The 24,265-nt window shown below is 63.2% G+C and carries 26 protein-coding genes; 17 read left to right on the top strand and 9 right to left on the bottom strand.

Going from position 1 to position 24,265, the window contains the following annotated elements; translation table 11 throughout:
• Positions 1-59 precede the first annotated feature (59 nt).
• On the bottom strand, positions 60-1,232 hold the full coding sequence (locus tag FA04_RS13425; RefSeq protein WP_034798903.1) for a PLP-dependent transferase: 1,173 nt from the start codon (positions 1,230-1,232) through the stop codon (positions 60-62).
• A complete protein-coding gene (locus tag FA04_RS13420) occupies positions 1,229-1,945 on the bottom strand; it encodes a FadR/GntR family transcriptional regulator (RefSeq protein WP_034798900.1) in 717 nt (238 codons plus the stop codon). Before FA04_RS13420 ends, FA04_RS13425 begins: the two co-directional genes overlap by 4 nt.
• 146 nt (positions 1,946-2,091) lie before the next feature.
• Here FA04_RS13420 and FA04_RS13415 point away from each other — a divergent pair, with 146 nt between their 5' ends.
• Positions 2,092-2,343: a hypothetical protein gene (locus FA04_RS13415; RefSeq protein WP_034798899.1), complete on the top strand. Its 252-nt coding sequence runs from the start codon at positions 2,092-2,094 to the stop codon at positions 2,341-2,343.
• A 59-nt stretch (positions 2,344-2,402) separates the two neighbouring features.
• Here FA04_RS13415 and FA04_RS13410 read toward each other — a convergent pair whose 3' ends face one another.
• Together FA04_RS13410 and FA04_RS13405 are read right to left on the bottom strand one after the other, a co-directional pair.
• Positions 2,403-3,506 carry a M24 family metallopeptidase gene (locus FA04_RS13410; RefSeq protein WP_034798896.1) on the bottom strand — a complete coding sequence of 368 codons (1,104 nt, stop codon included), beginning with the start codon at positions 3,504-3,506 and terminating at the stop codon, positions 2,403-2,405.
• 318 nt (positions 3,507-3,824) lie between these two features.
• Positions 3,825-4,517 carry a GntR family transcriptional regulator gene (locus FA04_RS13405; protein ID WP_034798895.1) on the bottom strand — a complete coding sequence of 231 codons (693 nt, stop codon included), beginning with the start codon at positions 4,515-4,517 and terminating at the stop codon, positions 3,825-3,827.
• 189 nt (positions 4,518-4,706) lie between these two features.
• Here FA04_RS13405 and FA04_RS13400 point away from each other — a divergent pair, with 189 nt between their 5' ends.
• The 4 genes from FA04_RS13400 to FA04_RS35625 all read left to right on the top strand — a co-directional run bounded on the left by FA04_RS13400 (position 4,707) and on the right by FA04_RS35625 (position 8,867).
• Positions 4,707-6,074 (top strand): glutamine synthetase family protein, encoded by a 1,368-nt coding sequence (locus FA04_RS13400; RefSeq protein WP_034798892.1) that lies wholly within the window; start codon positions 4,707-4,709, stop codon positions 6,072-6,074.
• Complete coding sequence (locus tag FA04_RS13395; RefSeq protein WP_034798961.1) at positions 6,071-7,384, top strand: NAD(P)/FAD-dependent oxidoreductase; 1,314 nt, start codon at positions 6,071-6,073, stop codon at positions 7,382-7,384. Before FA04_RS13400 ends, FA04_RS13395 begins: the two co-directional genes overlap by 4 nt.
• A gap of 284 nt (positions 7,385-7,668) precedes the next feature.
• On the top strand, positions 7,669-8,583 hold the full coding sequence (locus tag FA04_RS13390) for a transglutaminase-like domain-containing protein (protein WP_034798891.1): 915 nt from the start codon (positions 7,669-7,671) through the stop codon (positions 8,581-8,583).
• 134 nt (positions 8,584-8,717) lie between these two features.
• Positions 8,718-8,867: a hypothetical protein gene (locus FA04_RS35625; RefSeq protein WP_034798890.1), complete on the top strand. Its 150-nt coding sequence runs from the start codon at positions 8,718-8,720 to the stop codon at positions 8,865-8,867.
• Between the two features lie 8 nt (positions 8,868-8,875).
• On the opposite strand, the gene FA04_RS13385 is transcribed toward FA04_RS35625, so the two are convergent.
• Both FA04_RS13385 and FA04_RS13380 read right to left on the bottom strand, forming a co-directional pair.
• Positions 8,876-9,268 carry a YybH family protein gene (locus FA04_RS13385; protein WP_034798887.1) on the bottom strand — a complete coding sequence of 131 codons (393 nt, stop codon included), beginning with the start codon at positions 9,266-9,268 and terminating at the stop codon, positions 8,876-8,878.
• 51 nt (positions 9,269-9,319) lie between these two features.
• Positions 9,320-9,937: a TetR/AcrR family transcriptional regulator gene (locus FA04_RS13380; RefSeq protein WP_034798885.1), complete on the bottom strand. Its 618-nt coding sequence runs from the start codon at positions 9,935-9,937 to the stop codon at positions 9,320-9,322.
• Positions 9,938-10,056: 119 nt separating this feature from the next.
• Here FA04_RS13380 and FA04_RS13375 point away from each other — a divergent pair, with 119 nt between their 5' ends.
• The 6 genes from FA04_RS13375 to FA04_RS13350 all read left to right on the top strand — a co-directional run bounded on the left by FA04_RS13375 (position 10,057) and on the right by FA04_RS13350 (position 16,187).
• Positions 10,057-11,151, top strand: coding sequence for an ABC transporter substrate-binding protein (locus FA04_RS13375; protein WP_034798957.1), 1,095 nt, complete (start codon positions 10,057-10,059; stop codon positions 11,149-11,151).
• Between the two features lie 74 nt (positions 11,152-11,225).
• On the top strand, positions 11,226-12,107 hold the full coding sequence (locus FA04_RS13370) for an ABC transporter permease (protein ID WP_034798883.1): 882 nt from the start codon (positions 11,226-11,228) through the stop codon (positions 12,105-12,107).
• Between the two features lie 2 nt (positions 12,108-12,109).
• Positions 12,110-12,901 carry an ABC transporter permease gene (locus FA04_RS13365; RefSeq protein ID WP_034798882.1) on the top strand — a complete coding sequence of 264 codons (792 nt, stop codon included), beginning with the start codon at positions 12,110-12,112 and terminating at the stop codon, positions 12,899-12,901.
• Positions 12,898-13,998 carry an ABC transporter ATP-binding protein gene (locus FA04_RS13360; protein ID WP_034798880.1) on the top strand — a complete coding sequence of 367 codons (1,101 nt, stop codon included), beginning with the start codon at positions 12,898-12,900 and terminating at the stop codon, positions 13,996-13,998. The genes FA04_RS13365 and FA04_RS13360 overlap by 4 nt, the downstream gene beginning before the upstream one ends.
• Positions 13,999-14,002: 4 nt before the next feature.
• The gene (locus FA04_RS13355; RefSeq protein ID WP_034798954.1) at positions 14,003-14,737 is read left to right on the top strand and encodes an MBL fold metallo-hydrolase; all 735 of its coding nucleotides are present in this window, start codon (positions 14,003-14,005) and stop codon (positions 14,735-14,737) included.
• A gap of 16 nt (positions 14,738-14,753) precedes the next feature.
• Positions 14,754-16,187 carry an aldehyde dehydrogenase family protein gene (locus FA04_RS13350; RefSeq protein WP_034798879.1) on the top strand — a complete coding sequence of 478 codons (1,434 nt, stop codon included), beginning with the start codon at positions 14,754-14,756 and terminating at the stop codon, positions 16,185-16,187.
• 58 nt (positions 16,188-16,245) lie between these two features.
• Here FA04_RS13350 and FA04_RS36390 read toward each other — a convergent pair whose 3' ends face one another.
• Positions 16,246-16,380: a hypothetical protein gene (locus FA04_RS36390; RefSeq protein ID WP_256385289.1), complete on the bottom strand. Its 135-nt coding sequence runs from the start codon at positions 16,378-16,380 to the stop codon at positions 16,246-16,248.
• Between FA04_RS36390 and FA04_RS13345 the strand changes: the two genes are divergently transcribed.
• Positions 16,334-17,224 carry a DMT family transporter gene (locus FA04_RS13345; protein WP_371273173.1) on the top strand — a complete coding sequence of 297 codons (891 nt, stop codon included), beginning with the start codon at positions 16,334-16,336 and terminating at the stop codon, positions 17,222-17,224. The genes FA04_RS36390 and FA04_RS13345 overlap by 47 nt on opposite strands.
• Before the next feature lie 21 nt (positions 17,225-17,245).
• Here FA04_RS13345 and FA04_RS13340 read toward each other — a convergent pair whose 3' ends face one another.
• Both FA04_RS13340 and FA04_RS13335 read right to left on the bottom strand, forming a co-directional pair.
• Positions 17,246-18,424, bottom strand: coding sequence for an aminotransferase (locus FA04_RS13340; protein WP_034798874.1), 1,179 nt, complete (start codon positions 18,422-18,424; stop codon positions 17,246-17,248).
• Between the two features lie 18 nt (positions 18,425-18,442).
• Positions 18,443-19,489, bottom strand: a complete 1,047-nt coding sequence (locus tag FA04_RS13335; RefSeq protein WP_034798872.1) for a LysR substrate-binding domain-containing protein — start codon at positions 19,487-19,489, stop codon at positions 18,443-18,445.
• Between the two features lie 224 nt (positions 19,490-19,713).
• Between FA04_RS13335 and speB the strand changes: the two genes are divergently transcribed.
• The 5 genes from speB to FA04_RS13310 all read left to right on the top strand — a co-directional run bounded on the left by speB (position 19,714) and on the right by FA04_RS13310 (position 24,188).
• Positions 19,714-20,775: an agmatinase gene (speB, locus tag FA04_RS13330; protein WP_034798870.1), complete on the top strand. Its 1,062-nt coding sequence runs from the start codon at positions 19,714-19,716 to the stop codon at positions 20,773-20,775.
• Positions 20,776-20,867: 92 nt separating this feature from the next.
• Complete coding sequence (locus FA04_RS13325; protein ID WP_034798868.1) at positions 20,868-21,662, top strand: transporter substrate-binding domain-containing protein; 795 nt, start codon at positions 20,868-20,870, stop codon at positions 21,660-21,662.
• Between the two features lie 60 nt (positions 21,663-21,722).
• Positions 21,723-22,391, top strand: a complete 669-nt coding sequence (locus FA04_RS13320; protein WP_034798866.1) for an amino acid ABC transporter permease — start codon at positions 21,723-21,725, stop codon at positions 22,389-22,391.
• Positions 22,388-23,035, top strand: a complete 648-nt coding sequence (locus FA04_RS13315; RefSeq protein WP_034798864.1) for an amino acid ABC transporter permease — start codon at positions 22,388-22,390, stop codon at positions 23,033-23,035. The genes FA04_RS13320 and FA04_RS13315 overlap by 4 nt, the downstream gene beginning before the upstream one ends.
• 73 nt (positions 23,036-23,108) lie before the next feature.
• Positions 23,109-24,188, top strand: a complete 1,080-nt coding sequence (locus FA04_RS13310) for an ABC transporter substrate-binding protein (RefSeq protein ID WP_034798862.1) — start codon at positions 23,109-23,111, stop codon at positions 24,186-24,188.
• Positions 24,189-24,265: the final 77 nt, after the last annotated feature.

The raw sequence follows: 24,265 nt of genomic DNA, 5'->3' as shown, positions 1-24,265 counted from the left end.
TCTTTTCTTCGTTGGTTTTGGTTCAAAGTGGGCGGACCGGGATCCTGATCCCGCTCCAGTCAGTCAGTCGAAGCGACGGCGAGCGCCGCTTCGAGATCGCTCCAGAGGGCCTCCGTTCCCTCCAGACCGACATGGAGCCGTACCGATCGCGGCGAGATGCCGAAGGCGGCCGCGGAATTGGGCTGGGCTTTCTGCGACAGCACGACTTCGCCCGGCACGATGAGGCTTTCATGCCCGCCCCAGGACACGCCGAGCTTGAAGAGTTCGAGATGGTCCGCGAAGCGCCTGACGTCGACGCCCTCGCGGAAGATGAAGGAGAAGAGGCCGGAGGTGCCGGAAAGGCCCGGCGGCAATGTGTTGCCAAGGCCGGGGTGGCAGACGGTCTCGACCAGCGGGTGAGCCTGCAGGCGGCGCGCGACTTCAAGCGCCGAGCGCTCGTGCGACTTCATCCGGATCGGCAAGGTACGCAGACCGCGGATCAAGAGCCAGGCGTCGAAGGGCGAAAGCTTGCCGCCGAGATAGGGATAGGCTTCGGAACGGATGCGGCCGATCAGTTCCTTTGATCCGGTGACGACGCCGGCGACGACGTCCGAGTGGCCGCCGAGATATTTCGAGGCCGAATGGATGACGAGATCGACGCCGAGCGAGATCGGCTGCTGGAAGATCGGGCTCGCCCAGCTGTTGTCGATCGCGGTGATGATGCCCTGGTCCTTCGCCAGGCGGGCAAGGGAAGCGACGTCGTGGGTGTCCATTACCCAACTCGTCGGGCTTTCCATGTAGAAGAGCTTGGCGCCGGGCAGCGCCTTGGCGACCGCTTCCTCGTCGCGGCCGTCGACATAGGTCACTTCGATCTTCATGCGCTTCAGATGCGTGCCGAACAGGCGGAAGGCATCGGGATAGACATGGTTGACGGCAACGATCCGGTCGCCCGGCTCGACGAAGGAAAGCACGGTCGAGGAGATCGCCGACATGCCGCTCGCAAAACCGATCGCGTCCTCGCCGCCTTCGAGTTTCGCCAGCATCTCCTCGAACATGCGCACAGTCGGGTTGAGGCCGCGGGTATAGATCGGCCGCACGCGCTCGCCCCGGTAGGAGGCGACCATGTCGTCATAGTCCTTGAAGGTGAAGAGCGAGGTCTGCACGATCGGCGGCACGACGGCGTCGAAGGCGTGGCCTTCGTCATGCGCGACGATCAGCGAGGCGTGGTCGAACGGATCGAGGCCGTTGGTCATTTGGACATTTCCTTGATGTCTTCCTCGACGATCGCGAGGATTTTCAGCGTTTCTTCGCGCGCGGTCTCAGGGTCCTGAGCAGCGATCGCGTTGAAGAGGGTGCGGTGGAACGGGAAGGAGCGACGGGCAAAATCCGTTCGGTCGAAAGGATGGTCCCAAAAGCGCTCGAAGGCCTCGCGCATTTGTTCGAGCAGCTGGCGAAAGAGCGGATTGTGGGTGGCGTCGTAGATCGCCAGATGAAAGGCCAGGTCTTCCGGCCCCGACGTGCCCTTGGCGATATGCACGCGCTCCATTTCGTTGAGCCTGATTTCGATGACCTTCAGGTCGTCTTCGGTGCGCCGGCGGGCGGCGACCATGTTGGCTTCGACTTCGATGCCGCGGCGCACTTCGAGCGTCATCAACAGCACGTCGCGCAGGTGCGCCGCGTCGAGCGTGAGCGGCATATGGACGGTCGCGCCGGAGATCGTGCGCAAGAGATAGGTGCCGCTGCCCTTGCGCGCCTCGACGACGCCGAGTGCCTGGAAGTGGCGAATGACCTCACGGATCGTGGAGCGGCCGACGGCCAGCGCCGTCATCAGCTCGCGCTCGGCCGGCAGGCGTTCGCCGGGTTTCAGGCCCGATTGTTCGATGTAGTCAGCCAACGCGGCAATCACCTGCTGAGCCCGGTCGGCCGGGGGCAGGGGCATCAGTGCCGCTCTTGCCGGTTCATTCATTCGGCTCCCTCCCCAGAGGCCAAATTGGTCTGACATCTCACCAATATGATCAAGCCAGTTGGGGTCGTCAAGCAAGAACTGATAGACGCACAACTGTTGACCCCGCCCGCCTCAGGCGTAGACAAGGGAGGCAAGGAGCTCTGGTGATGATGAAATCGGAATATCAGTTCGTGGTCGCAGCCGTGCTCGGCGCGTTCTTCGTCATGGTGGCGGCTGCGGGGGATGCCGAGGCTCAGATGCGGACGCGGAAGGGCGAGTATTACGAGGGGATCCAGCGCAGGCCCTATGGCTATTACTGGATCTGGCCACCAGTCGAGCAGCAGCAGCCCGTCTACAAGAAGCAACCCGGCAAGAAGGGGAGCGAGCTCGCGAAGCCGCGCAAGCGGCCGGTTCTATAGCCGCAGGGCCCGACGAAGAGCGCAAAGAGAAGCGGCGCCCTGGAGCGCCGCAACTTTGATCAGGCCTTCGCGACGTGAACGTCGCGGGGGAGTGAGGAGAGAACCTCCGGCCCATCCTCCCGGAGGATAACGATATCCTCGAGCCGGATGCCGAAGCGGCCGGGGAGATAGATGCCAGGCTCGATCGAGAAGACCATGCCTTCTTCGAGCACGGTTTCCGAGGTCGCGGTGATATAGGGCGGCTCGTGGCCGTCGATGCCCATGCCGTGGCCGGTGCGGTGGACGAAGTACTCGCCATAACCGGCGTCCGAAATCACCTTGCGGGCAGCAGCATCAACCTCCTTGGCGAGCACGCCCGGGCGAGCCGCCTTCAGTGCCGCCTGGACGGCCCTTTCGACGATCGTGTGGATCTGCCCGTAGCCTTCGGGCGCGCGGCCGACGATCGCCATGCGCGTAATGTCGCTCGGGAAGCCCTGCTTGCGGCCGCCGATGTCGATAACGACGGCATCGCCTTCCTCGATCACCCGCTCGCTGGCGGAGTGATGCGGGAAGGCGCCGTTGCCGCCGGCGCCGACGATCCAGAAGGCCGGTGCGGCACCTTCCGAGGCGAAGTGCCCGCGGATCTCGGCGGCCAGTTCCTTCTCGGTCATGCCCGGGCGGATCTTGGAGAATGCCGCCTGCATGGCGCGATCGGCGATGCCGGCATTCATCTTCAGAAGCGCGTACTCGCTCTTGTCCTTGCGCATGCGGAGTGCGCCGAGCGTCGCCGGGGTGAATTCGCGCGCGGTATCGGCGGGCAGCGCATCGATCAGCAGCAGCGCAAAATCGGCGCGCATGGTTTCGTCGAGCACGACGCGACCGGGCTTTGCGGCGCCGACATCGGCAAGCGCTGCGGTCAGGGCGTCGCTCGGGCCAACGTCATCGGCCCAGTTGTGGAAGGCGATGTCGGTGTGCTCGCGCGTGCCTTCGGCGTTGAGCGCCGGCATCAGGAACGCTTCCTTCTCCGGGCCGATGAGCAGGAGGCACGGGCGTTCGTCGGGATGCGGATGGTAGCCGATCAGCCAATCCATATGCGATCCCGGCGCCAACGCGACGAGGCCGACATTGCTTTCGGCCATCGTGCGGCGGAGTGCTGCAAAACGGCTCTTGGTGAGTTCCTTCATGGTGTTTCCAATTCTGGCTTGAGAAATCAGATGCCACAGCCGGTCATGCGGCCGTGGCCGAAGGTGAGGGGGAAAGGAGCACCGGAGATCGGCGCGTCGTCGGCTACGGGGAATGCTTGAGGCCCGCGCCTGTCTTGCGGCGGGACTTGGATCTTTGGCTCTTCAAGCGGACACCTCCCCCCTCGAATGCACGAACATGAGGCCGGGAGGCTGGTCGCTTCCCGTCGCTATGCGTCTGTATTTGCACGACTTTGGTGCTGTGGCTGAGCGTTGTCAATATGGAATTTTAGTCACACTAAAATTTATGACGGCATCGCCTCAGGCAGCCAATCGCAGCAACCGTGCAACCGCCTGCTGGTCGAAGCCGCCGATACCCTCACGGATGTCGGCAGCGACCGCGTCGGCAGCAGCGTTCTCATCGCGGCGCCTCAGCGCCTCGATTGCCTCGCGGTGGCGGTCGACCACGTAAAGTTCGGTCACGTGTTCCATGGCGATGCCGAGGATCGGGCCGAGCTGTAGCCAGACGCTCTCGATCAGCGGCACGGCGACCGCATCGGGATTGGCCGTGTAGATCATCCGGTGAAACGCCTGGTTGGCGATCAGCGCCGCCACCTTGTCACCCCGACGGATCTCCGTCTCGATGCTGTCGTCGATCGCCGTGATCTTCTCGATCTGACGTTCGGAAAGATGAGCGACGGCCCGGCGAGCCGCATGGCTTTCGAGCGCAATGCGCAACGAGATCAGTTCTTCGAAGCGGGCGGGCGTGATGTGCGGAACCACGATGCGGCGGTTTTCGAGGAACTGCAGCGCGCCGATCGAGGTCAGCTGTCTAAGCGCCTCGCGCACCGGGGTCGGGCTGCTTTCAAGCGCCTCGGCCAGGCCGCGGATGGTGACGGAGGTGCCGGGTCGGAACGCGCCGACCATGATCGCCTGGCGCAGCCGGTGAAAGGCATAGTCATGCGTGGTCATGCCGTCGGGGCGCGCAAGTGGCGGTAAGACAAGGGGTTTCAAGTGCGCATGTCCTTTTGCCCGAATTGCGATGGCTTTCTCATCAGCGAGAGCGGTGTTTGGCAAACGCCTGCATACACTTTTCCGCGTCCCGCTCTACGTCAAACGCCTGATAGCACTGCCGCTGCTTGACTCCAATTCCCGAATTATGTCAACTTTCTGAAAATGTGATCACAAAAAGAGATTTGCGATATGTCGCTCGACGCGGAAGATCCCAGCGCATTCAAGGCATGGCTCGAGCAGAACGGGCCGATCGAAAGCATCCAGGCCGTCGTCTGCGACCTCAACGGCATCATGCGAGGCAAACGCGTGCCGGTGGAGCAGGCGGGCAAGGTGCTCGGCGGCGGCATCCGCATGCCGCTCTCGATTGTCGGTGTCGACGTATGGGGCGAGGACATCATCAACAGCGAGCAGGTGTTTGCGAGCGGCGACCGCGACGGCATCTGCGGTGTCACCGGCCGCGGCGCGCTGCCGGTGAACTGGACCTCGCGGCCGAGCGCGCTGGTGCCGCTCTGGCTGCAGCTTGAGGACGGCAAGCCGTTTCTCGCCGATCCGCGCCAGGCCCTTGCGGCGGTCGTGCGGGAGTACAAGGAGCTCGGCCTTCGCCCCGTCGTCGCGACCGAGTTGGAGTTTTACCTGATCGACCCGGAGCCGGACAGCGCAGTGCCGCCGATCTCGCCCTATACCGGCAAGCGTCTCGATTCCGATGCGATCCTCTCAATCGACGAACTCGACGATTTCGGCGAGTTCTTTTCCGACGTCTACAAGGAATGCGCCCGGCAGAACGTGCCGGCGGATGCGGCGATCGCCGAGAACGGCATCGGCCAGTTCGAAATCAACCTGCTCCACACCGACGACCCGCTGAAGGCGGCCGACGACGCGATCTTCTTCAAGCGCATTGTCAAGGGCGTGGCGCGCAAGCATGGGCTCGCCGCGACCTTCATGGCCAAGCCCTATGGCACCCGTTCCGGCAATGGCATGCATATCCATTTCAGCCTGCTCGACGAGGAGGGCAACAACGTCTTCAACGACGGCAGCGACGAGGGCTCGCCGATGCTGAAGAACGCCGTCGCCGGTCTACTGCGCGGCATGGCCGAGACGACGCTGCTGTTTGCGCCGCATTTCAATTCCTACCGGCGACTGCGGCCGGATACGCACGCGCCAACCGCCGTCTGCTGGGGTTACGAGAACCGCACCTCGGCCATCCGTATTCCCGGCGGCAATCCTGCCGCGCGGCGTATCGAGCACCGCGTCGCCGGTGCCGACTCCAATCCTTATCTCGTCATCGCCGCGATCCTCGGTGCTGCCCTGGTCGGCATCCGCAACAAATGGAAGCCGCCGGCGCCGGTTTCGGGTCGGGCCTATGCAGCGGAGAAATTGCCCAAAATTCCCTCGGAATGGGGGCAAGCGGTCGACAGCTTCGAGGCAGGACCGATTGCCGCCGAAATCTTCGATCCCGTGCTGCGCTCGATGCTGATCGCCTGCAAACGCCAGGAAATCGCGGGCTTTGCCGAGCAGGTCACGGACTACGAATTCAGCGCCTATCTGGAAATCGTCTGATGCTTACCAAACAGAAATCCTATGCCGGTGACGGCAGCTACCCGACCAGCTACTACGCCGCCTCCCGCAACATCATCCGCACGCCGGTCCGGCTGCAGGGCCGGGTCGAGGCCGATGTCTGCGTCGTCGGCGCCGGCTATTCCGGTATGTCGACGGCGATCCACCTTGCCGAAAAAGGCTACAAGGTCGTCGTCATCGAGGGCGCGCAGGTCGGCTGGGGCGCTTCGGGCCGCAACGGCGGTCAGGTGGTCAACGGCCTCAATGCCAGTCTCGCGACCATCCAGCGCCGCTACGGCGAGGATGCGGCGCGCTTCATCGGCGGGCTGGTGCAGGAGGGCGGCAAGATCATCCGCCGCCTCGTCAGCCAGTACCAGATCGAATGCGACCTGAAGCCGGGCAATATCTACGCCGCCTATACGCCGGCGCATATGAAGGAGCTCGAAGCCAAGCAGGCGCTCTGGCGCAAATATGGCATGGACGATCACCAGTTGCTCGACCGTGACGCGCTCGCCAAGCTCGTCAAGTCGGATGCCTATTGCGGCGGCATGCTGGACACGACCGGCGGCCACATGCATCCGCTCAATTTGGTACTCGGCGAGGCCCGTGCCTTCGAAAGCATTGGCGGCACGATCTACGAACAGTCGCCGGTGACACGTGTCGACCACGAGGCGGCGCGGCCGACCGTCTATACTGAAGGCGGCGAGGTTTCGGCGCGCATCGTCGTTCTCTGCGGCAATGCCTATCTCGGCGACGCCGTGCCGAAGCTCGTCTCGCGCGTCATGCCGGTTTCGACGCAGATGATCACCACGGCACCGCTCGGCGAAGAGCTTGCCCATTCGCTGATCCCGAGCGACATGTGCGTCGAGGACGTGCGCTACATCCTCGACTACTTCAGGCTCTCGGCCGACAAGCGCATGATCTTCGGTGGCGGTACCGTCTATGGCGGAACCGATCCGGCCGATGTCGTCGCCAAGCTGAAGCCCAATCTCGAAAAGGTGTTCCCCGCGCTCAAGGGCGTGAAGATCGACTATGCCTGGAGCGGCAATTTCGCGCTCTCCTTCACCCGCGTGCCGCAGATGGGCCGGATCGGCAGCAACACCTATTTCGCCCATGGCTATAGCGGCCACGGCGTTACCGGTTCGCACCTCTTCGGCCGCACGCTCGCCGAGGCGATCGACGGCGACACCACGCGTTATGACGTCTTCGAGAAGCTGCCCTGGTATCCGTTCCCGGGCGGGCGCATGTTCCGGGCGCAGTATTCCACCATCGGTTCCTGGTGGTACCAGTTCAAGGACGCGGCCGGGCTCTAGGAACAATCCGCGCGCAGCGGCGTTTTGGCCGGGCGGACCGCCGTCTCGGCGGCGGTCAGCGGTCGATCTCGCGTCGAATGTGTTTCCGTCCTGATTAGCGATGCGATAGTATCGACCTTCTGCGGCAGGGGTCCGCCATCTCAAAGTGGGCCTTTGCGTCTCTGCCCTGTGACCGCCCGCATCTGGCGCTTGCTGAATCGGTCACCAAGGATCGCCCGCCTGTCGCTGCGGGCAAGCAAACGGGGAGCCTATCGCTCCCGATTGATTTCCTGGGAGACCTCGCGATGTTCGTGCGCTTTGGCTATGAAATCGGCATTCGTTGCCCGCAGCCGACCCCGATGATGACCTATCTTTCCGTCGTGCCGGAACGGCGCTCATGCCTGCGGCGCGAGCATGGTCCAGTCTCTTCGCCGATCGTGAAGATGGAGCAGATCACTGATCCGCATGGCAACACCTGCTTCCGGATGACTGTGCCCGAGGGCGATTTCAAGCTCTGCTATGATGCGGTGATAGAGGATGACGGCAGGCTCGACGCCACGGACCCATTGGCGGATGCGGTGCCGGTCGAGAACCTGCCCGCCGAGTGGCTGCCTTATCTTGCAGCCAGCCGCTACTGCGAAACGGACCGGCTTGGCGCGCTTGCCTGGCGTCTGTTCGGCGATGTGCCAGCCGGCTGGGAGCGCGTCCAGGCGATTTGCGATTATGTCCATGAACGCCTCGTTTTCAGCTACGGCTATGCGCAGGCGATGCGCACGGCACTCGAGGCGCATGAGGATCGCGTCGGTGTCAGCCGCGACTACGCCCATCTGGCGATCACCCTCTGTCGCTGCATGAACATGCCGGCGCGCTACGTGAACGGCTATATGGCCGATATCCCCGCGAGCGAACATCCTGCGCCGATGGATTTCAATGCCTGGTTCGAGGTCTATCTCGGCGATCGCTGGCATACGTTCGACGCCAAGAACAACCAGCGGCGGGCGGGGCGCATCGCGGTTGCCCGCGGCCGTGATGCCGCCGACATTCCGCTGATCCAGACCTTCGGCAAACATGAGCTCACCGCTTTCACCGTCTGGACCTGCGTCGAAACGGATAGCGCGCTCAAAGGCTCGCATCGCGCCTCCGACGTTTCGCTGCTCACCCCATGGTTCAGCGAAACCTGGGCGAAGCATCTTCAGGACCGCGACCGCAACCGCCATTGATGAGCGCGATGGCGGCGAACCGATTTTTTACGATTTATGCGATTTGCGGAATTTAATATCTACAAACTCAATGGAAAATATAGGAGAACAAGACAGTCGATGGGCCGTGGCCCTCGCAGGAACGGAGAGACGCGATGAACGCAGCGAAACCGATGATCCAGTCCCGCTACGCACTCTACGGGACCACACCGCAACGCCGCTCACATGTTCATCTCGTTCCGCACGCAATTGCCATCGTTGCCGCCTTCTCTTTCGTCAGCGCCGTCGTGGTCGGCGCCTTCTGACGGCAGCCTCAGCTTTGCCGTGACAGATGCTCGTGCACGGCAAGCCACTCTCCTGACGATTTCCGCTCGAACACGATCGTTTCCCGTTCGTCCGCGGTTGCGGGCTCTCCATTGAATTCCAGTTCGGTCTCGACCCGGTGGGTGAAGACCGCGACATTGCCCACCGTCTGCACATTTCGCTCGCTCGACCGGCAGGCGCGCACGCGAAAACCGTCCCGTTCCTCCCAAAGCGACCACTCGGCCTCGTACTCCGCCCTGCTTTTCAGCGGTCGGTCGAGCGTGTGGAAGATGAAGGTCGCATCCGGCGCGAACGCGGAGAAATAGGCTGTCCGGTCATGCCTGGCGAAAGCGGCAACCAGCCGGTCGGCGGCCTGAAGCACCGACTGTTCGAGATTTTTCATGGGGTTCCCTCTTTATCCGGAAGCAGACTGCTCCGGTGGTCTTCGTGATGGTCAGCGCACTGCAATGAGCGTCGCCAGCGGGCGGTTCTGCCGTGAGACGCGCGCTTTGAGATCGTCGAGCGACATGGTTTCGCGCTTCGCGAACTCGGTGAACATCATGTTGAGATTGTTGAAGAACATCTCGCCGACCGCCTCGGCATCGACATCAAGTGCGACGACGCCCTTGGCCTGAAGTTTGCGGATCAGCGTCGAAACCTGCTCGCATAGCCGACGATCGAGTTCGGTGTAGCGCTTGCTGAACGGGCTCTCCGGCTGCTGGATGGCGATCGCCATGGCGGTGCGCCACATCTCCTTGCTGAGATAGTGGAGCGAGTGATCGTAGTATTCGCCGATCAGCGCATCGAGTGCGCCCATGACGGAGGCGGGCGGGTTGTCGACGATCGATCCGCCGCCGGCGAGCACCTCCTCGACTTCCATCGATACGGTGGCGAGCAGGATGTCGCCCTTGTTTTCATAGTAGTTGTAGAAGGTTCCGACCGAAATTTCAGCGCGCTCGGCAATGTCCTCGATGCGTGCGCTGTCGTAGCCGACTTCGCGAAAAAGCGCGGCGGCGGCGTCGAGAATTCGCCTGTTGCGATCCGCCTTTTGCCGTGCGCGCAGCCCTGTCATTCCAGTGTTTCCCCGAATTATGAATTGGTTCAAAATTGAGATTGACTTAAAAAATGAATTCATTCAATCTTTTTTTGAAGACGCCGAAACGAGCGTCAAAACAAGAGGGCAACAGCATGATGCAGTCAGTTCGTGACGGTGCGCGCCTGCGCCGTTTTTTCTCCTCCACGGCCGCAATCGCGATCGCCGCTCTGTCGACGGTCGCGGCCCCCGCGCCGGTCTTTGCCCAGGAAGAGCTCAATGCGCTCGTCTGGTGCGACCACACCGATCCGGCGCTTCTTGAGCCGTTCGAGAAGGCCAATGACGTGAAGGTCAACGTCAAGGTTTATGAGGGTACCGGGGCAGGGCTCTCGATCCTCGACCAGTCGCAACCGGGCGACTGGGACGTGCTCGTGATCGACGGCGTCGACGTGCACCGGGCCATCGACCTCGATCTGCTTGCCGAAATGCCGGCCGATGCGTTGCCGACCGCCGACATCTTCCCGGAAGTGCGCATGGAGGCCAACAACACCAAGGACGGCAAGACCTACGCCGTCACCGAGAAGTTCGGCTACAACACGATTTCCTACGACAAGACCAAGGTCGACCCGAAGGACATGCAGGACCTTTCGGTTATCTGGTCGGATAAATACAAGGGCCGCATAGCGCTCTACGACTACTATCTGCCGATGATCGGTCTCGTCGGGCTTGGCCTCGGCAAGAAGACCGCCGATCTGAGTGACGCGGACATGCCGGCGATCAAGGAAAAGCTCGCGGCAATGCGGGCCGTTTCCAAGCAGGTGAGCGACGTCGTCTCCTCGCAGACCGCGCTTGCGACCGGCGAAGTCGACATTCTCGTCGGCGGCGGCGAATGGATCACCGCTGTTCTCTCGGCCGACAAGCCCAGCCTCGACTGGACCATCCCCGAGCAGGGCGCTGTGCGCTGGGCGCAGTCGATCGGCGTGATGAAGGATTCGACCAAGCAGGATCTGGCGCTGAAGTTCGTACAGTACATCGTGAGCCCCGAGGGCCAGGCGCGGCTTGCGACCTCATCCTGCTATTGGGCGATGCCGGCCAATGCCAAGGCGGGTGAACACCTGACCGACCAGCAGAAGGCGGCACTGCGCTTCAATGAGCAGGCCGAATATCTGAAGAAGACGCAGCTCTATCCGATCCCGTCGGCCGAGCTCGACCAGCAGTTCCAGGACGCCTGGACGGAAATGCTGCAGCAGTAATGAAAGCAGCGGGCGCGATGTGTCGCGCTCGCCCTTCTTCTTCGCTCGCCGAAATCCTTTGATCTGGGACGGTAATGGCAGACACCGCTTTGACATCAGCGACAGCGCTTGAAGACGCCGACCGGCGCAAGGCCTGGGGCTTCGTTGCTCCAGCGCTTCTGTGGACCGTCGCCTTCTTCGTCGTGCCCTTCGCCTTCATGGCGGCGATGAGCCTCTGGAAGCGGGAAGGGCGGGACATCGTCCATGCCTGGAACTTCGACAACTACGTCCGCTTCTTCTCCGAAAACGCGCTGTTCCGGGGGCTCGTCAACTCGCTCGAGATCACCGTTATCGTCACGGTGATCTCGGTGCTGCTCGCCTATCCGCTCGCCTGGATCATCGCCGAGCGCGTGCCGAAGCGGCTGCAGCGCATGGCGCTGATCCTGGCGATCCTGCCGTTCTGGACCTCCTATGTGGTGCGCTCCTATTCCTGGCTGCTGGTGTTATCGAAGAACGGTGTAATCAATCAGGTCTTCATGAGCATCGGCCTTATCTCCGAGCCGCTGGAGCTGGCGAGCACGCGCACGGCCACGGTCATCGGTTTCGTGCACTTCTTCGTCATGCTTTTGACGCTGACGATCTATTCCAACCTGATCCAGCTTTCGCCAAACTACCGCCGCGCGGCCGCAGACCTCGGCGCCAATGCCTTCCAGACCTTCTGGCATGTGGTGCTGCCCTTGACGCTGCCCGGTATCATGACCGGCGCCTTCCTTACCTTCGTGCTTTGCATCGGCGACTATGTCACGCCGCAGATCCTCGGCGGCAACAACGAGCTGGTGCTGCCGCAGATCATCATGCTGCAGCTCGGGCGCCGGGCGGATTTCCCGATGGCAGCGGCGCTGTCGATCGTGCTGATGCTCGCCGTCACCGTCGCCTATCTCGCCTGCGCTCGCTGGCTGAAGATCGAGAGGGCCTGACGATGCTGCGCCAGATCTCCGCAAGCGTGCTCTCCTGGACCTATCTCGTCCTCGTCTATGCCTTCATCTTCCTGCCGGTTGCCGTATTGGTGCTGTTCTCGTTCCAGGATGGTCGCCTGCCGGTGCCGCCGTTCAACGGCTTTTCGCTGCAATGGTACGAGGCGGTTTTCGCCGACCGCAAGCTGATGGCAGCGCTTGGTAACTCGATGGTCGTGGCGCTCGTCTCCTCGGTCATCTCCGTGCTGCTCGGCTTTCTCGCAGCCTATGCGCTCGCGCGCTACAAGCTGCCCGGCTCGGCGCTGCAAAGGGGACTGCTGATCGCGCCGATGACGGTCAGCTACCTGATCATCGCGCTTGGCCTTTTGTCGCTCATGAACGCGCTGCATATCCCGCTGTCGCTGATGACGGTCGGCATCGGCCATGTGGTGATCAACCTGCCGCTCTGCTTTGCCATCATCTATGCCTCGATGGGGGATCATCACATCAACATCGAGCGGGCTGCGCGCGATCTCGGCGCCAACGATTTCAAAGTGATGGCGCTGGTGACGGCGCCGATGCTGATGCCGTCGATCCTTGCTGCCTTCTTCCTTTCCGTCACCTTCAGCTGGGACGAGTTCATCATCGCCTTCCTGCTGTCGCGCTTCGACGTGACGCTGCCCGTCGAGATCTGGAGCATGCTGCGCTCCGGCCTCAACCCCAAGACCAATGCCATCGGCTCGCTGGTGTTCTTAGCCTCTGTCGCCGTGCTCCTCATCCTTGAGCTTTCCCTGTTCGGAAGGACGAAAAAACAATGACCGCTCCTGTCTCGATCGAAAACGTCAGCAAGATCTTCGGTGCCTTCACGGCCCTGGATAACGTTTCCCTCGATATCCGGGCTGGCGAGTTCATCGTGCTGCTCGGGCCGTCCGGCTGCGGCAAGACCACGCTTCTGTCGCTCCTTGGTGGCTTTCAGTCGCCAAGCGCGGGGCGCGTGACGATCGCCGGGCAGGACATGACCTATGTGGCGCCGGCCAAGCGTCCGACGACGACGATGTTCCAGGACTATGCGCTGTTTCCACACATGCGCCTTGTCGACAATGTCGGTTTTGGCCTCAGGATGCGCGGCCTTGCCAAGGCCGAGCGGGACGAAAAGGCGCTCGGTTTCCTCGATCTCGTCGGTCTGAAGGCTTCCGCCGGCAAGCGGCCGCACGAGCTCTCGGGCGGCCAGCGCCAGCGCGTGGCGCTCGCCCGCGCGCTTGCCGTCGACCCGGATGTGCTGCTTCTCGACGAACCGCTCGGCGCGCTCGACCTGAAACTGCGCCGCCAGATGCAGGACGAGCTGAAGGCGATCCAAAAGCGCGTCGGCACGACCTTCGTGCACGTCACCCACGACCAGGAAGAGGCGATGGCGATCGCCGACCGGATCGTGGTGATGAACCAGGGCCGTATCGAGGATTTTGGCCCGCCATCGGAGATCTATATGCGCCCGCGCTCGCTGTTTTCGGCGGGCTTCATGGGCGAGGTCAATTTCGTTTCCGGCCGTGTGGCGGCGGCGGACGCCAGCTCCGCCCGTGTCGAAACCCCGCTCGGCAGCCTGGCGCTGCCGACCGGCAACTTTACCGCATCGTCGCCGAAGGCCGGCGACCGGATTACGCTCACCATCCGGCCGGAACACTTCCGCGCTGACGACAAGGCAGAGGGTCCGACAGTGGCGCTTGGTGAGGCGCGGGTTGCCGGCAGCGCTTTCTTCGGCACGCATTACCGCTGCCACCTGCAGCCCTGTGCGGCGGATACGAGGGCGCTGGTCGCGCACCTGCCGCAATCGGCAAGCGTGCGCGAGGGCGAGATTGTGCCGCTTGCCGTGCGCACCGCCGACGTCGTAGCCTTGCCCGCCACGGGTGGACATGCGTAGCATGATGCAGAGAATTGCACCTCAGGACTGGTACCGGGCGAGGCGGCTCGACGACGGCGTCACCGCTATCGATGAGCCCTATATCCAGGAATTCTACCGCTGCAACATCTGGCATGTGCGCGGCCGCGACCGCGATATGCTCGTCGATAGCGGCATGGGTGTCGTGTCGCTCCGGCAATGGGTGCCCGTCGTCACCGAACGCGCCTTGGACGCCGTCGCCAGCCACACCCACTTCGACCATATCGGCTGCCATCACGAGTTCGAGTGCCGCTGCGTGCATTCGGCCGAGGCGGAACTTCTGGCGCATCCGACGCGCAAGAACACGCTCGCCGACCCCTACGTCGCCGACGAGATCTTCGACGCGCTGCCGCCCGAGCCCTACGCCTCCACCACCTATGCGGTGAAGGCGGCGCCGGCGACGCGGCTGCTCGAAGACGGCGACCATATCGATCTCGGCGACCGCGTCTTCGAGGTGATCCACACGCCCGGCCATTCGCCCGGCGGGATTGCGCTCTTCGAGGCGAAGACCGGGATCCTGTTCTCCGGCGACATCCTCTACGATGGCCCGCTGATCGAGGACACTTATCATTCCAACGCCGACGACTATCTGGCGTCGATGGAACGGCTGCTGAAGATACCCGCGCGTATCGTTCACGGCGGACATTTTCCGAGCTTTTCGGGTGAGCGTTACCGAGCGCTAATCCTTGAATGGCTTGCTGAAAAACAAAAGACAAACTGACGGGAAGGAGGAGCGAATGCTCGACAAACGCAAGTTCTACATCAACGGCAGCTGGGTGGATCCCATCGTCGCCAACGACCTCGAGGTCCTGAACCCGGCAACGGAAAAGCCGGTTGCGGTGATCTCCATGGGTACGGCCGCGGACATCGACCGGGCCGTTGCTGCGGCCAAGAAGGCCTTTGCGACCTATAGCCGGACGAGCGTCGAGGAGCGCCTGGTGCTGCTTGAAAAGCTGCTTGCCGTCTACAAGCGCCGCTATGACGAGATGGTCGACACCATCACCATGGAACTCGGCGCGCCGAAGACTATGACCCGTGAGCAGCAGGCCGATGTCGGCGTCGGCCACCTGCAGGGCTTCATCGATGCGCTGAAGCGCCTGAAGACCCGCGACCGGCTGCCGAACGGCGACGTGATCCTGCGCGAGCCGATCGGCGTCTGCGGCCTGATCACGCCCTGGAACTGGCCGATCAACCAGATCGCGCTGAAGGTGGTGCCGGCGCTCGCGACCGGCTCGACCTGCGTATTGAAGCCGAGCGAGTTCACGCCGCTCAATGCCATGCTTTACGCTGAAATGGTGCATGAGGCGGGCTTCCCGGCCGGCGTCTTCAACCTCGTCAACGGCGACGGCATCAACGCCGGTGCCGCGCTGTCGAAGCATCCCGACATTGACATGATGTCGTTCACCGGCTCGACCCGCGCCGGCATCGCCGTCAGCAAGGATGCCGCCGAAACGGTCAAGCGCGTGACGCTGGAGCTCGGTGGCAAGTCGCCGAACATCGTCTTTGCCGACGCCGATCTCGAAGACCGCGTCACCGGCAGCGTGCTCGAATGCTTCAACAATTCCGGCCAGTCCTGCGACGCGCCGACCCGCATGCTGGTGGAGCGTAGCGTCTATGATCAGGTGGTTGAGATCGCCAAGCGCGTCGGCCGCGAGGCGAAAGTCGGAGACCCGACGCAAGAGGGCGGCCATATCGGACCGCTCGTCAGCCACATCCAGTTCGGCCGGGTGCAGGCGCTGATCGAAGCAGGCATTGCCGACGGCGCGCGGCTGCTCGTCGGCGGTGCCGGCAAGCCGGAGGGCTTCGAGACCGGCTACTTCGTCAAGCCGACGATCTTTGCCGACGTCAACAACGAGATGCGCATCGCCCGCGAGGAAGTCTTCGGTCCGGTGCTGGCGATCATTCCCTTCGACACCGAGGAGGAGGCGATCGCGATTGCCAACGACACCAACTACGGCCTTGCCGCCTATGTGCAGACGGGCAACCCGGAGCGGGCCGAGCGCGTCGCCGGACGCCTGCGCGCCGGCATGGTGCACATCAATGGCGGGCCGCACCGCTACGGCAGCCCGTTCGGCGGCTACAAGCAGTCCGGCAACGGTCGCGAAGGCGGCATGTTCGGCCTTGAGGACTTCCTCGAAGTGAAGACCGTTCACGTTCCCGACGCTGCCTGAATACAGCGCTACGTCCTTGAACGACGGCCGTCGCAATCTGCGGCGGCCGTTTTTTCTTTCAGGCTTCGGCGCTTGCAGGGCTGTCACCGGTCGTCCGCATCTGGTAGCTCGTCGGCTTACCGCCCCAGACGACCGCGCCCTTCCGGATGCCTCCCGTGACCCAAGCTTCCCATTCCCATAATCGCGTTGCCATGGCTGCCCTTCTCATTGGCGGCGCTGCGATCGGCGGCTCGCCGATCTTCGTGCGGCTATCGGAAGTCGGGCCGATGGCGACCGCCTTCTGGCGCGTGGCGCTGGCCTTGATCCCGCTTCTCGCCTGGACCTGGTTTCGTCCCGAGGGCGCCGGGGGGCGGCGACCGGAAAAGCTCTCGGAATATGCGCTTCTGGTCCTGCCGGGCGTGTTTCTCGCGATCGATCTCGGTGCCTGGCACTATGCGTTGACCAAGACATCGGTCGCCAACGCCACGCTGCTTGCCAATCTCGCGCCCGTCTTCGTGACGCTCACGAGCTGGCTTTTGTTTCGCTCGCGCGTCAGCGCCGTCTTCGCCCTCGGCCTCGCAACGGCAGTCGCGGGCGTGGTGATCCTCAAGGGCGGCCCGATGGCGCTGGGTGACGGCAATCTGCTCGGCGATGGCGTGGCCGTCGTCGCGGCGATGTTCTACGCCGGCTATATTCTGGCGATCGGGCAGCTGCGCAGCCTGTTCAGCACCGTGCGCATCATGATCTGGAGCACGGCTTCGGCTGCGATCTGCATGCTGCCGATGGCCGTCCTGTTCGAGCCGTCGCTGTTGCCGCCGACCGCCTTCGGCTGGGCGATGCTTTTCGGGCTCGCCTTCGTCAGCCATGCCGGCGGGCAGGTGGCGATCACCTACGCACTCGCCTATCTGCCGCCCGCATTTTCGTCGCTGACCCTGCTGTTGCAGCCGGTCGTGGCGGCGATCCTCGCCTGGCTCCTGCTTGCCGAGCCGGTCGGGCTGATGCAGGCGATCGGCGGGGCGATCGTGCTTGTCGGCATTTTGATCGCGCGGCGCGGATAACGCCGCGCGATTACGTTGCGATCAGAGACCGGGTGGCGTGAAGTTCGCCAGCCGCTCTTCAAGCTTGCGGATCGTTTCGGCGTCGGCATTGGCGAAGGCAAAGCGCAGGTAGTTCTCCTGGCCTTCGCCGAAATAGTCGCCGGGCAGGCAGACGACGCCGGCGAGCTTGGCCAGCTTCTCGGCGATGAACTGCGAATCGATATCCGGGTAGGGGTGGCGGACATAGGCGAAATAGGCGCCGACCGCCTGCAGCTTCCACTTCGGCAGGCGGCTCATGACGTCGCGCAGCGCATCGGCTCGTGCCGCGATTTCGGCGCGGTTCGTCTGACGCCAGTCGGCAAGAGCCGGAATTGCCTTCGCGACCGCGGCCTGGGCTGAGCGCGGCGCGCAGATCTGCAGGTTGTCCATGATCTTCGTCACCTGCTCGATGACGGCAGGGCCGGCGGTGATCGCGCCCAGGCGATGGCCCGGGATGCAGAAAGACTTGGAAAAGCTGTAGAGGCCGATGAAGCTATCCTGCCAGCCTTCGGTGGCCAGCAGGCCATGGGGCGCTGCGGAGGCATCGGGCAGGAAGTCGCGATAGGTTTCGTCGAGGATCAGCCAGACGCCCTTGGCACGGCAGGCCTCGTAGATACGGGCGAGCAGCTCCGGCGGGTAGACGGCGCCGGTCGGATTGTTGGGCGAGACCAGCGCGAGCGCCCGGATGCCGGGGTGAAGTGCCGCGGCAATTGCATCGACCTCCGGCAGGAAGCCGGCGCCGGCATCGCAAGGTACGAGCTCGACATTGATGCCGAGCATCGACAGCGTCGTTTCCTGGTTGAAGTAATAGGGGTTGGTCATCAGGATCGTATCGCCCGCGCCGGCAATGGCCATTGCCGTGCAGATGAAGGCCTGGTTGCAGCCCGAGGTGATGTGGATGTTGTCCGCGGTGACCGCGGCACCATAGAGGCCGGCGACATGCGCCGCATAGGCCTCACGCAGCTCCGCTTCGCCCTCGATCGCGCCGTAGCCGGTGTAAGCGGTTGAGGCTGCAGCCTCACCGAGCCAGGCCAGCATGTCCGGATGGGCGGGATAGCCGGGCACTGCCTGCGACAGGTCGATCAGCGGGCCACGGGAGCCGTCGTAGGATTTCGCCCAGGCCAGCACCGAGGGCACGGGCGGCGGCGAGAGCTTTTCGACGAGCGGGTTGAAATGCGGCATGATGGGTGTTCCTGTGGGTTAGGCCTTGGCTTTGCGTTTCTGCGGACGATCGGTGCGGCGAGCACGGCTCGGCGCCGAAACCGGCTGAAAACCGTTCTTCTCCGATTTACGATCTGTCGGCTCGGATTTCGAGGTGCGGCTGCGAATAATCGTGCGCGCCGATGTCTGCAGTTCCGGCATCGGGTCGCTTTCGAGTGTTTCGAACATCCAGTCGATGAAGATGCGCACGATCGGTGCCGCCAGCACCTCGTTGCGGCAGGCGACGAAGAAGGCGTCGTTGGCGGGCACCGTCAGGTCGAAAGGGGCGATCAGTTCGCCGCGCGCGATCAGGCTGCCGGCGGTAATCGTATCGCCGAGCGCGACGCCCTGGTTGTGCAGGGCCGCCTCGGTCGAAAGCCGTGCGTCACTCATGAAATGCTGCTGGCCGCGCTGCAGGTCGCTGGCATCCGCCGCCGCAAGCCAGGTGTTCCATTCGCGGCCATCGTCGCCATGCAGCATGACGTGGTCGCGCAGGTCGCGAACCGAGCGCAGTGGCCGCATGTTGAGCAGGGTCGGGCTGACGACAGGGAAAAGTTCGAGACGGCTCCAGAGCTTGGCCCAGGCGCCGGACCAGTTGCCGTCGCCATAGATCAGGCAGACGTCGACGTCGGGCGAGTGGAGATACGCCTCGTCGTTAGAGGCGATCAGCGTCAGACGCACGTCCGGATACTGCTCGGTGAAAAGATGCAGCCGCGGGATCAGCCAGAAGGAAAGCAGCGCCGGGACGCAGGTGATGCGCAGTTCGCCGCTCGTCGTCGGCCGCGTCATCGCTGCGGTCGCCGCGGCGATTTCGGCAAAGGCGTGGGTGACGGCCGGCAGCAGCAATGCCCCCTGCGGCGTCAGCTTCAGCCGCTTGCCGCCGCGCTCGAACAGCGCCGCCTTGACCGAAAGTTCGAGCGCGCGGATCTGATGGCTGATCGCACCGTGGGTGACGTTGAGTTCACGCGCCGCGGCCGAAACGGAGCCCCGCCGCGCTGTCGCTTCGAAGGCGCGCAAGGGGTTGAGGGGAGGCAGGCGGCTGGACAAATCGGGGCGTTCCGGCGGTTGCTGTGATGTGAATTTTTCTCACACGAAACGCTATAACAATGTCAATTGATTTTCTAGGGGAATTGCCGCCTAATATTCATCAACAAAGGCGAAAACGCCTGGGGAACATGAACGCGCCGGACGAGCCGGCCCCTTCCGCAGACAGATATCTGTGGCGCCTTCGCGCGCATGCCTCAGGCTATGGAAGACGGAGGATTGAATCGATGGCCTGGAACGACAACAAGCTTGCCGAACTGAAGGCAAAGTATGGCGAAAGCCATGGCGGCGAGCTGTTCGACCCGACCTTCCGCAAGGTCGCCGACAAGATCTTCAACAAGAGCGGCACACGTCTCGCGCCCTATTCCGGCATCCCGACTTTCCTGACGGCGCCGCACATGCCTGTTGACGCGGAGAACCCGGATTTCGGCAATCTGCAGGTGGCGATCGTCGGCATTCCCATGGATCTTGGCGTCACCAACCGTCCGGGCTCGCGCTTTGGACCGCGGGCGCTGCGCTCGATCGAGCGTATCGGCCCTTATAACCACGTGCTCGGCTGCACGCCGGTTCAAGAACTCCGCGTCGCGGATATCGGCGACGTGCCGTTCCAGAGCCGCTACCGGCTGGAACTCAGCCATGAGGACATCGAGAAGCGCATCAACCAGATCGTCGATGCCGGCGTGCTGCCGCTGTCGGTCGGCGGCGACCACTCGATCACCCACCCGATCCTGAAAGCGGTCGGCAAAAAGCGCCCGGTCGGTATGATCCACATCGACGCGCATTGCGACACCGGCGGCGCCTACGACCTCACCAAGTTCCACCATGGCGGTCCGTTCCGCAACGCGGTGCTCGACGGCGTGCTCGACCCGACCCGCGTCGTGCAGATCGGCATCCGCGGTTCGGCCGAATATCTCTGGGAGTTCTCCTACGAGTCCGGCATGACCGTCATCCATGCGGAGGAAGTGACCGGTCTCGGCATTCCCGCGATCATCGAGAAAGCGAAGAAGATCGTCGGCGACGGCCCGACCTATCTGTCCTTCGACATCGACAGCCTCGATCCATCCTTCGCGCCGGGTACCGGCACGCCGGAAGTCGGCGGTCTGACGACCCGCGAAGTGCTGGAATTGATCCGTGGCCTCAAGGGCATCAACCTCGTCGGCGGCGACGTCGTCGAAGTGGCGCCGCAATATGACTCGACCACCAACACGGCCCATGCGGGCGCGCAGGTGCTCTTCGAAATCCTGAGCCTCATGGTCTTCAGCCCGGCGATCACGGGCAAGTCCGCCTGAGGCCTGACTAAGGGTTCGTCGGCTGCCGGACCGGAAACGGCGGCCGACCACCAGACTGCACAATCACAAAGCTTCCGGGTAGGGGAATTACCATGACGATCCATGCAAAACTGAAGACAGCCTTCGCCGCCGCCCTGATGCTCGGGGCCGCCGCCGGCATCGCCAAGGCCGACGCGCTTGCCGATATCAAGTCCGCCGGCCAGATCAATGTCGGCATCTTCTCCGACTTCCCGCCGTTCTCCTCGGCCAGCGCCGACATGAGCATCAAGGGCTATGACGTCGACGTCGCGCAGCAGATCGCCGATGATCTCGGCGTCAAGCTCAACCTCGTCAGCGTCACAGGGCAGAACCGCATTCCTTATCTCAACGACAAGCGCGTCGACATCCTGATGAGCGTCGGCTTCTCCAAGGAGCGCGCCGAGGTGATCGATTTTGCCGCGGCTTACGCGCCTTACTACATCGCCGTCATCGGCCCGGCGGAACTGAAGGTTGCCGGCAAGGAAGACCTTGCCGAGAAGACCATCGCCGTCAATCGCGGCACGCTGGAAGACACCTCGCTTACCGAGGCGGCCCCGGCCAATGCCGACATCCAGCGCTTCGACAACTACAATGCTGTGATCCAGGCCTTCATCTCCGGCCAGACGCAACTGATGGTCGTCGGCAACGACGTCGGCGCCCAGGTGCTGGCCCGCCAGGAAGCGTTGAAACCGGAGCAGAAGTTCCAGCTTCTGACCTCGCCGTCGCATATCGGTCTCAACAAGAGCGAGGAAGGCCTGAAGAAGGCGGTCAACGACTCCGTTGCCAAAATGCTCTCGGACGGCAAGTTGAACGCGAGCTCGGAGGCCTGGCTGAAGACGCCGCTCAACCCCGACAACCTCAAGGACTAACAAGCTCGGTGGCCGCGGGGGGCAATCCCCTCGCGGCCCGCTTGAGGAAAGGTTGCGACGATGGGCTACGGCCTCAGCTTCGGTTGGCTCAAGGACGCCGCGGGCGCAATCGCCCATGGCGCGGCCATGACCGTGTTCCTGATCGCCTGCACCACGGTGCTCGGCATCCTGATCAGCATTCTCTTCGCCGCCGCCCGCCGCAGCCGCTATGGCGTCTTGCGCAAGGCGGTGGCCGTCTATGTCGAAGTCGTCAGGAACACGCCGTTCCTGGTGCAGCTGTTCTTCATCTATTTCGGCCTGCCGAGCCTCGGCATCCGGCTCGACCCGATCGTCGCGGCAATCGTCGCCATGACGCTGAATATGGCGGCCTATACGACCGAGATCGTCGGTGCGGGTCTCGATGCTGTGCCGAAGGGGCAGAGCGAGGCGGCGTTTGCGCTCGGGCTTAAGCCCCGCCAGGTCTTCGTCAAGATCATCCTGCCGCAGGCGCTGAAGGTGATTTTCCCGGCGCTCACCAGCCAGGTGATCATCATGATGCTGGAATCGGCGGTCGTCTCGCAGATCGCGGTGCGGGAGTTGGCGCATGAGGCGGACCTGCTGCAGGCGCGCACTTTCCGCTCATTCGAGACCTATTTCGTCGTCACGCTGATCTATCTCGGCCTGTCGATGGCGCTTCGGCGGCTGTTCGTCGCCGGCGGGCGCCGCGTGCTTGGAGCGGGCGTGTCATGATCGAGTTCACCTTCTGGGACATCCTGCGCAACCTGATCTTCGCTACGCGGTGGACGATCCTGCTGTCGATCGTCGCTTTTGCCGGCGGCGCAGCAGTGGGGCTTGCCGTCCTTGCAGCGCGCATTTCCGAGCGCCGTTGGGCGCGGCGCTTCGGCTCCGGCTACATCGCGCTCTTCCAGGGAACACCGCTCCTGATGCAGCTGTTCCTGATGTTCTTCGGCCTGCCGATGCTCGGTTTCCGCATCGAGCCGTGGACGGCGGCAGCCCTCGGATTGACCTTCTATGCCAGTGCCTATCTCGCCGAGATCTGGCGTGGCGGGGTCGAGGCACTGCCGCGCGGGCAGTGGGATGCCGGCGCGAGCCTCGGGCTGCACCGGTTGCAGGAACTGCGGCTCGTCATCCTGCCGCAGGCCTTCGCCATCACCCGGCCGGCCGCCGTCGGCTTCCTCGTGCAGCTCATCAAGAGCACGGCGCTGACCTCGATCATCGGCTTCGAAGAGCTTCTCAGAACCGCGAATGCGATCAATAATGCAACCTTCGAACCTTTCACGGTCTATGGGCTGGTCGCGGTGATCTTCTTCGTGCTGTGTTATCCGCTGACACAATATTCGCGCATGCTGGAGCGCAAAACAGCCGCGCACTGAGACTGAAAATGTGCAAGAAATCAAACAGAACAGGGAACAAGGCGGATCACCGCCGAAACAAAGGAGAACGCGAATGATCACCACTTCCATCAAGCGCCGCACGCTGCTCGGCGCCGGCCTTGCCGGTGCCTCCATGTTGGCGATGCCGTCGATCCTGCGCGCGCAGGACAAGTCGCTGAAGGTCGGCGTCTATGGCGGCTACTTCAAGGATTCGTTCGACAAGAACATCTTCCCGGAATTCACCAAAGCGACCGGCATTGCCGTCGAGTCGATCGCGGAACCGACCGGTGAAGCCTGGCTCGTCCAGCTCGAACAGGCCGCCCGCGCCGGCCAGGCCCCAGCCGACGTTTCGATGATGTCGCAGGTCGCGATGCTGAAGGGCCAGTCGACCGATCTCTGGACGCCGCTCGATACCGCCAAGATCAAGAATGCCTCGAACCTGCTTGATCGCTTCGTCAACAAGTATCCGGACGGACGCATTGCCGGCATCGGCGCGGTTTCCTGGTACATCACGCTGGTGACCAACACCGACGTCTACAAGGAAGCGCCGACCTCCTGGACCGCCTTCTGGGATCCGGCGAACGCCGACAAGCTCGGCCTGCTCGCGCTCGTCTCCAACTCGTTCCTGCTCGAAGTGACGGCCAAGACGTTCTTCGGCGGCACCAATGCGCTCGACACCGAAGAAGGCCTTCTCAAGGCGTTCGACAAGCTTGCCGAAGTGAAGCCCAACGTTCGCCTGTGGTACCGCGACGAGGCGCAGTTCGAGCAGTCGCTGAAGTCGGGCGAAATCCCGATGGGCCAGTACTATCACGACGTCACCGGCCTTGCTGCTGCCGACGGTCACCCGGTCCGCTCCACCTTCCCGAAGGAAGGCGGCATTCAGGATTCCGGTTGCTGGGCACTGTCGCGTGCCTCGCAGAAGTCCGAGGAAGCCCATATCTTCATCGACTACATGTGCCAACCCTCGATCCAGGCGACGCTGTCGCGCAAGGTCGGAACGTCCCCGACCGTCAAGCGCGAGGTTACGGATCTGACCGACAAGGAATTCGCAGCCGTCTCGTCGGATATCGAGCCGATCATTCCGCGCTACGATCTCTACCAGACCAAGTCGGATTGGCTGAACCAGAAGTGGACCGAGCTGATCGTCGGCTGATCCGGCCAGCTCCCCGGCCTCCGGGGCGAGCCACAAGCATAACGACGGGGAGGGGCCTTGCAGCCGCTCCCCGCCTG

It is taken from the genome of Ensifer adhaerens (assembly GCF_000697965.2).
Lineage (GTDB): Bacteria > Pseudomonadota > Alphaproteobacteria > Rhizobiales > Rhizobiaceae > Ensifer > Ensifer adhaerens.
The sequence above is the reverse complement of the archived record's forward strand: the minus strand, read 5'-3'. Positions and strand labels throughout refer to the sequence as shown.

Excerpts from the sequence above, each read along its gene's own strand:
- FA04_RS13425 (WP_034798903.1), bottom strand. The coding sequence starts at position 1,232 with ATGACCAACGGCCTCGATCCGTTCGACCACGCCTCGCTGATCGTCGCG.
- FA04_RS13420 (WP_034798900.1), bottom strand. The coding sequence starts at position 1,945 with ATGAATGAACCGGCAAGAGCGGCACTGATGCCCCTGCCCCCGGCCGAC.
- FA04_RS13415 (WP_034798899.1), top strand. The coding sequence starts at position 2,092 with ATGATGAAATCGGAATATCAGTTCGTGGTCGCAGCCGTGCTCGGCGCG.
- FA04_RS13410 (WP_034798896.1), bottom strand. The coding sequence starts at position 3,506 with ATGAAGGAACTCACCAAGAGCCGTTTTGCAGCACTCCGCCGCACGATG.
- FA04_RS13400 (WP_034798892.1), top strand. The coding sequence starts at position 4,707 with ATGTCGCTCGACGCGGAAGATCCCAGCGCATTCAAGGCATGGCTCGAG.
- FA04_RS13390 (WP_034798891.1), top strand. The coding sequence starts at position 7,669 with ATGTTCGTGCGCTTTGGCTATGAAATCGGCATTCGTTGCCCGCAGCCG.
- FA04_RS35625 (WP_034798890.1), top strand. The coding sequence starts at position 8,718 with ATGAACGCAGCGAAACCGATGATCCAGTCCCGCTACGCACTCTACGGG.
- FA04_RS13385 (WP_034798887.1), bottom strand. The coding sequence starts at position 9,268 with ATGAAAAATCTCGAACAGTCGGTGCTTCAGGCCGCCGACCGGCTGGTT.
- FA04_RS13380 (WP_034798885.1), bottom strand. The coding sequence starts at position 9,937 with ATGACAGGGCTGCGCGCACGGCAAAAGGCGGATCGCAACAGGCGAATT.
- FA04_RS13375 (WP_034798957.1), top strand. The coding sequence starts at position 10,057 with ATGCAGTCAGTTCGTGACGGTGCGCGCCTGCGCCGTTTTTTCTCCTCC.
- FA04_RS13370 (WP_034798883.1), top strand. The coding sequence starts at position 11,226 with ATGGCAGACACCGCTTTGACATCAGCGACAGCGCTTGAAGACGCCGAC.
- FA04_RS13365 (WP_034798882.1), top strand. The coding sequence starts at position 12,110 with ATGCTGCGCCAGATCTCCGCAAGCGTGCTCTCCTGGACCTATCTCGTC.
- FA04_RS13360 (WP_034798880.1), top strand. The coding sequence starts at position 12,898 with ATGACCGCTCCTGTCTCGATCGAAAACGTCAGCAAGATCTTCGGTGCC.
- FA04_RS13355 (WP_034798954.1), top strand. The coding sequence starts at position 14,003 with ATGCAGAGAATTGCACCTCAGGACTGGTACCGGGCGAGGCGGCTCGAC.
- FA04_RS13350 (WP_034798879.1), top strand. The coding sequence starts at position 14,754 with ATGCTCGACAAACGCAAGTTCTACATCAACGGCAGCTGGGTGGATCCC.
- FA04_RS13345 (WP_371273173.1), top strand. The coding sequence starts at position 16,334 with ATGCCTCCCGTGACCCAAGCTTCCCATTCCCATAATCGCGTTGCCATG.
- FA04_RS36390 (WP_256385289.1), bottom strand. The coding sequence starts at position 16,380 with ATGGCAACGCGATTATGGGAATGGGAAGCTTGGGTCACGGGAGGCATC.
- FA04_RS13340 (WP_034798874.1), bottom strand. The coding sequence starts at position 18,424 with ATGCCGCATTTCAACCCGCTCGTCGAAAAGCTCTCGCCGCCGCCCGTG.
- speB (WP_034798870.1), top strand. The coding sequence starts at position 19,714 with ATGGCCTGGAACGACAACAAGCTTGCCGAACTGAAGGCAAAGTATGGC.
- FA04_RS13325 (WP_034798868.1), top strand. The coding sequence starts at position 20,868 with ATGACGATCCATGCAAAACTGAAGACAGCCTTCGCCGCCGCCCTGATG.
- FA04_RS13320 (WP_034798866.1), top strand. The coding sequence starts at position 21,723 with ATGGGCTACGGCCTCAGCTTCGGTTGGCTCAAGGACGCCGCGGGCGCA.
- FA04_RS13315 (WP_034798864.1), top strand. The coding sequence starts at position 22,388 with ATGATCGAGTTCACCTTCTGGGACATCCTGCGCAACCTGATCTTCGCT.
- FA04_RS13310 (WP_034798862.1), top strand. The coding sequence starts at position 23,109 with ATGATCACCACTTCCATCAAGCGCCGCACGCTGCTCGGCGCCGGCCTT.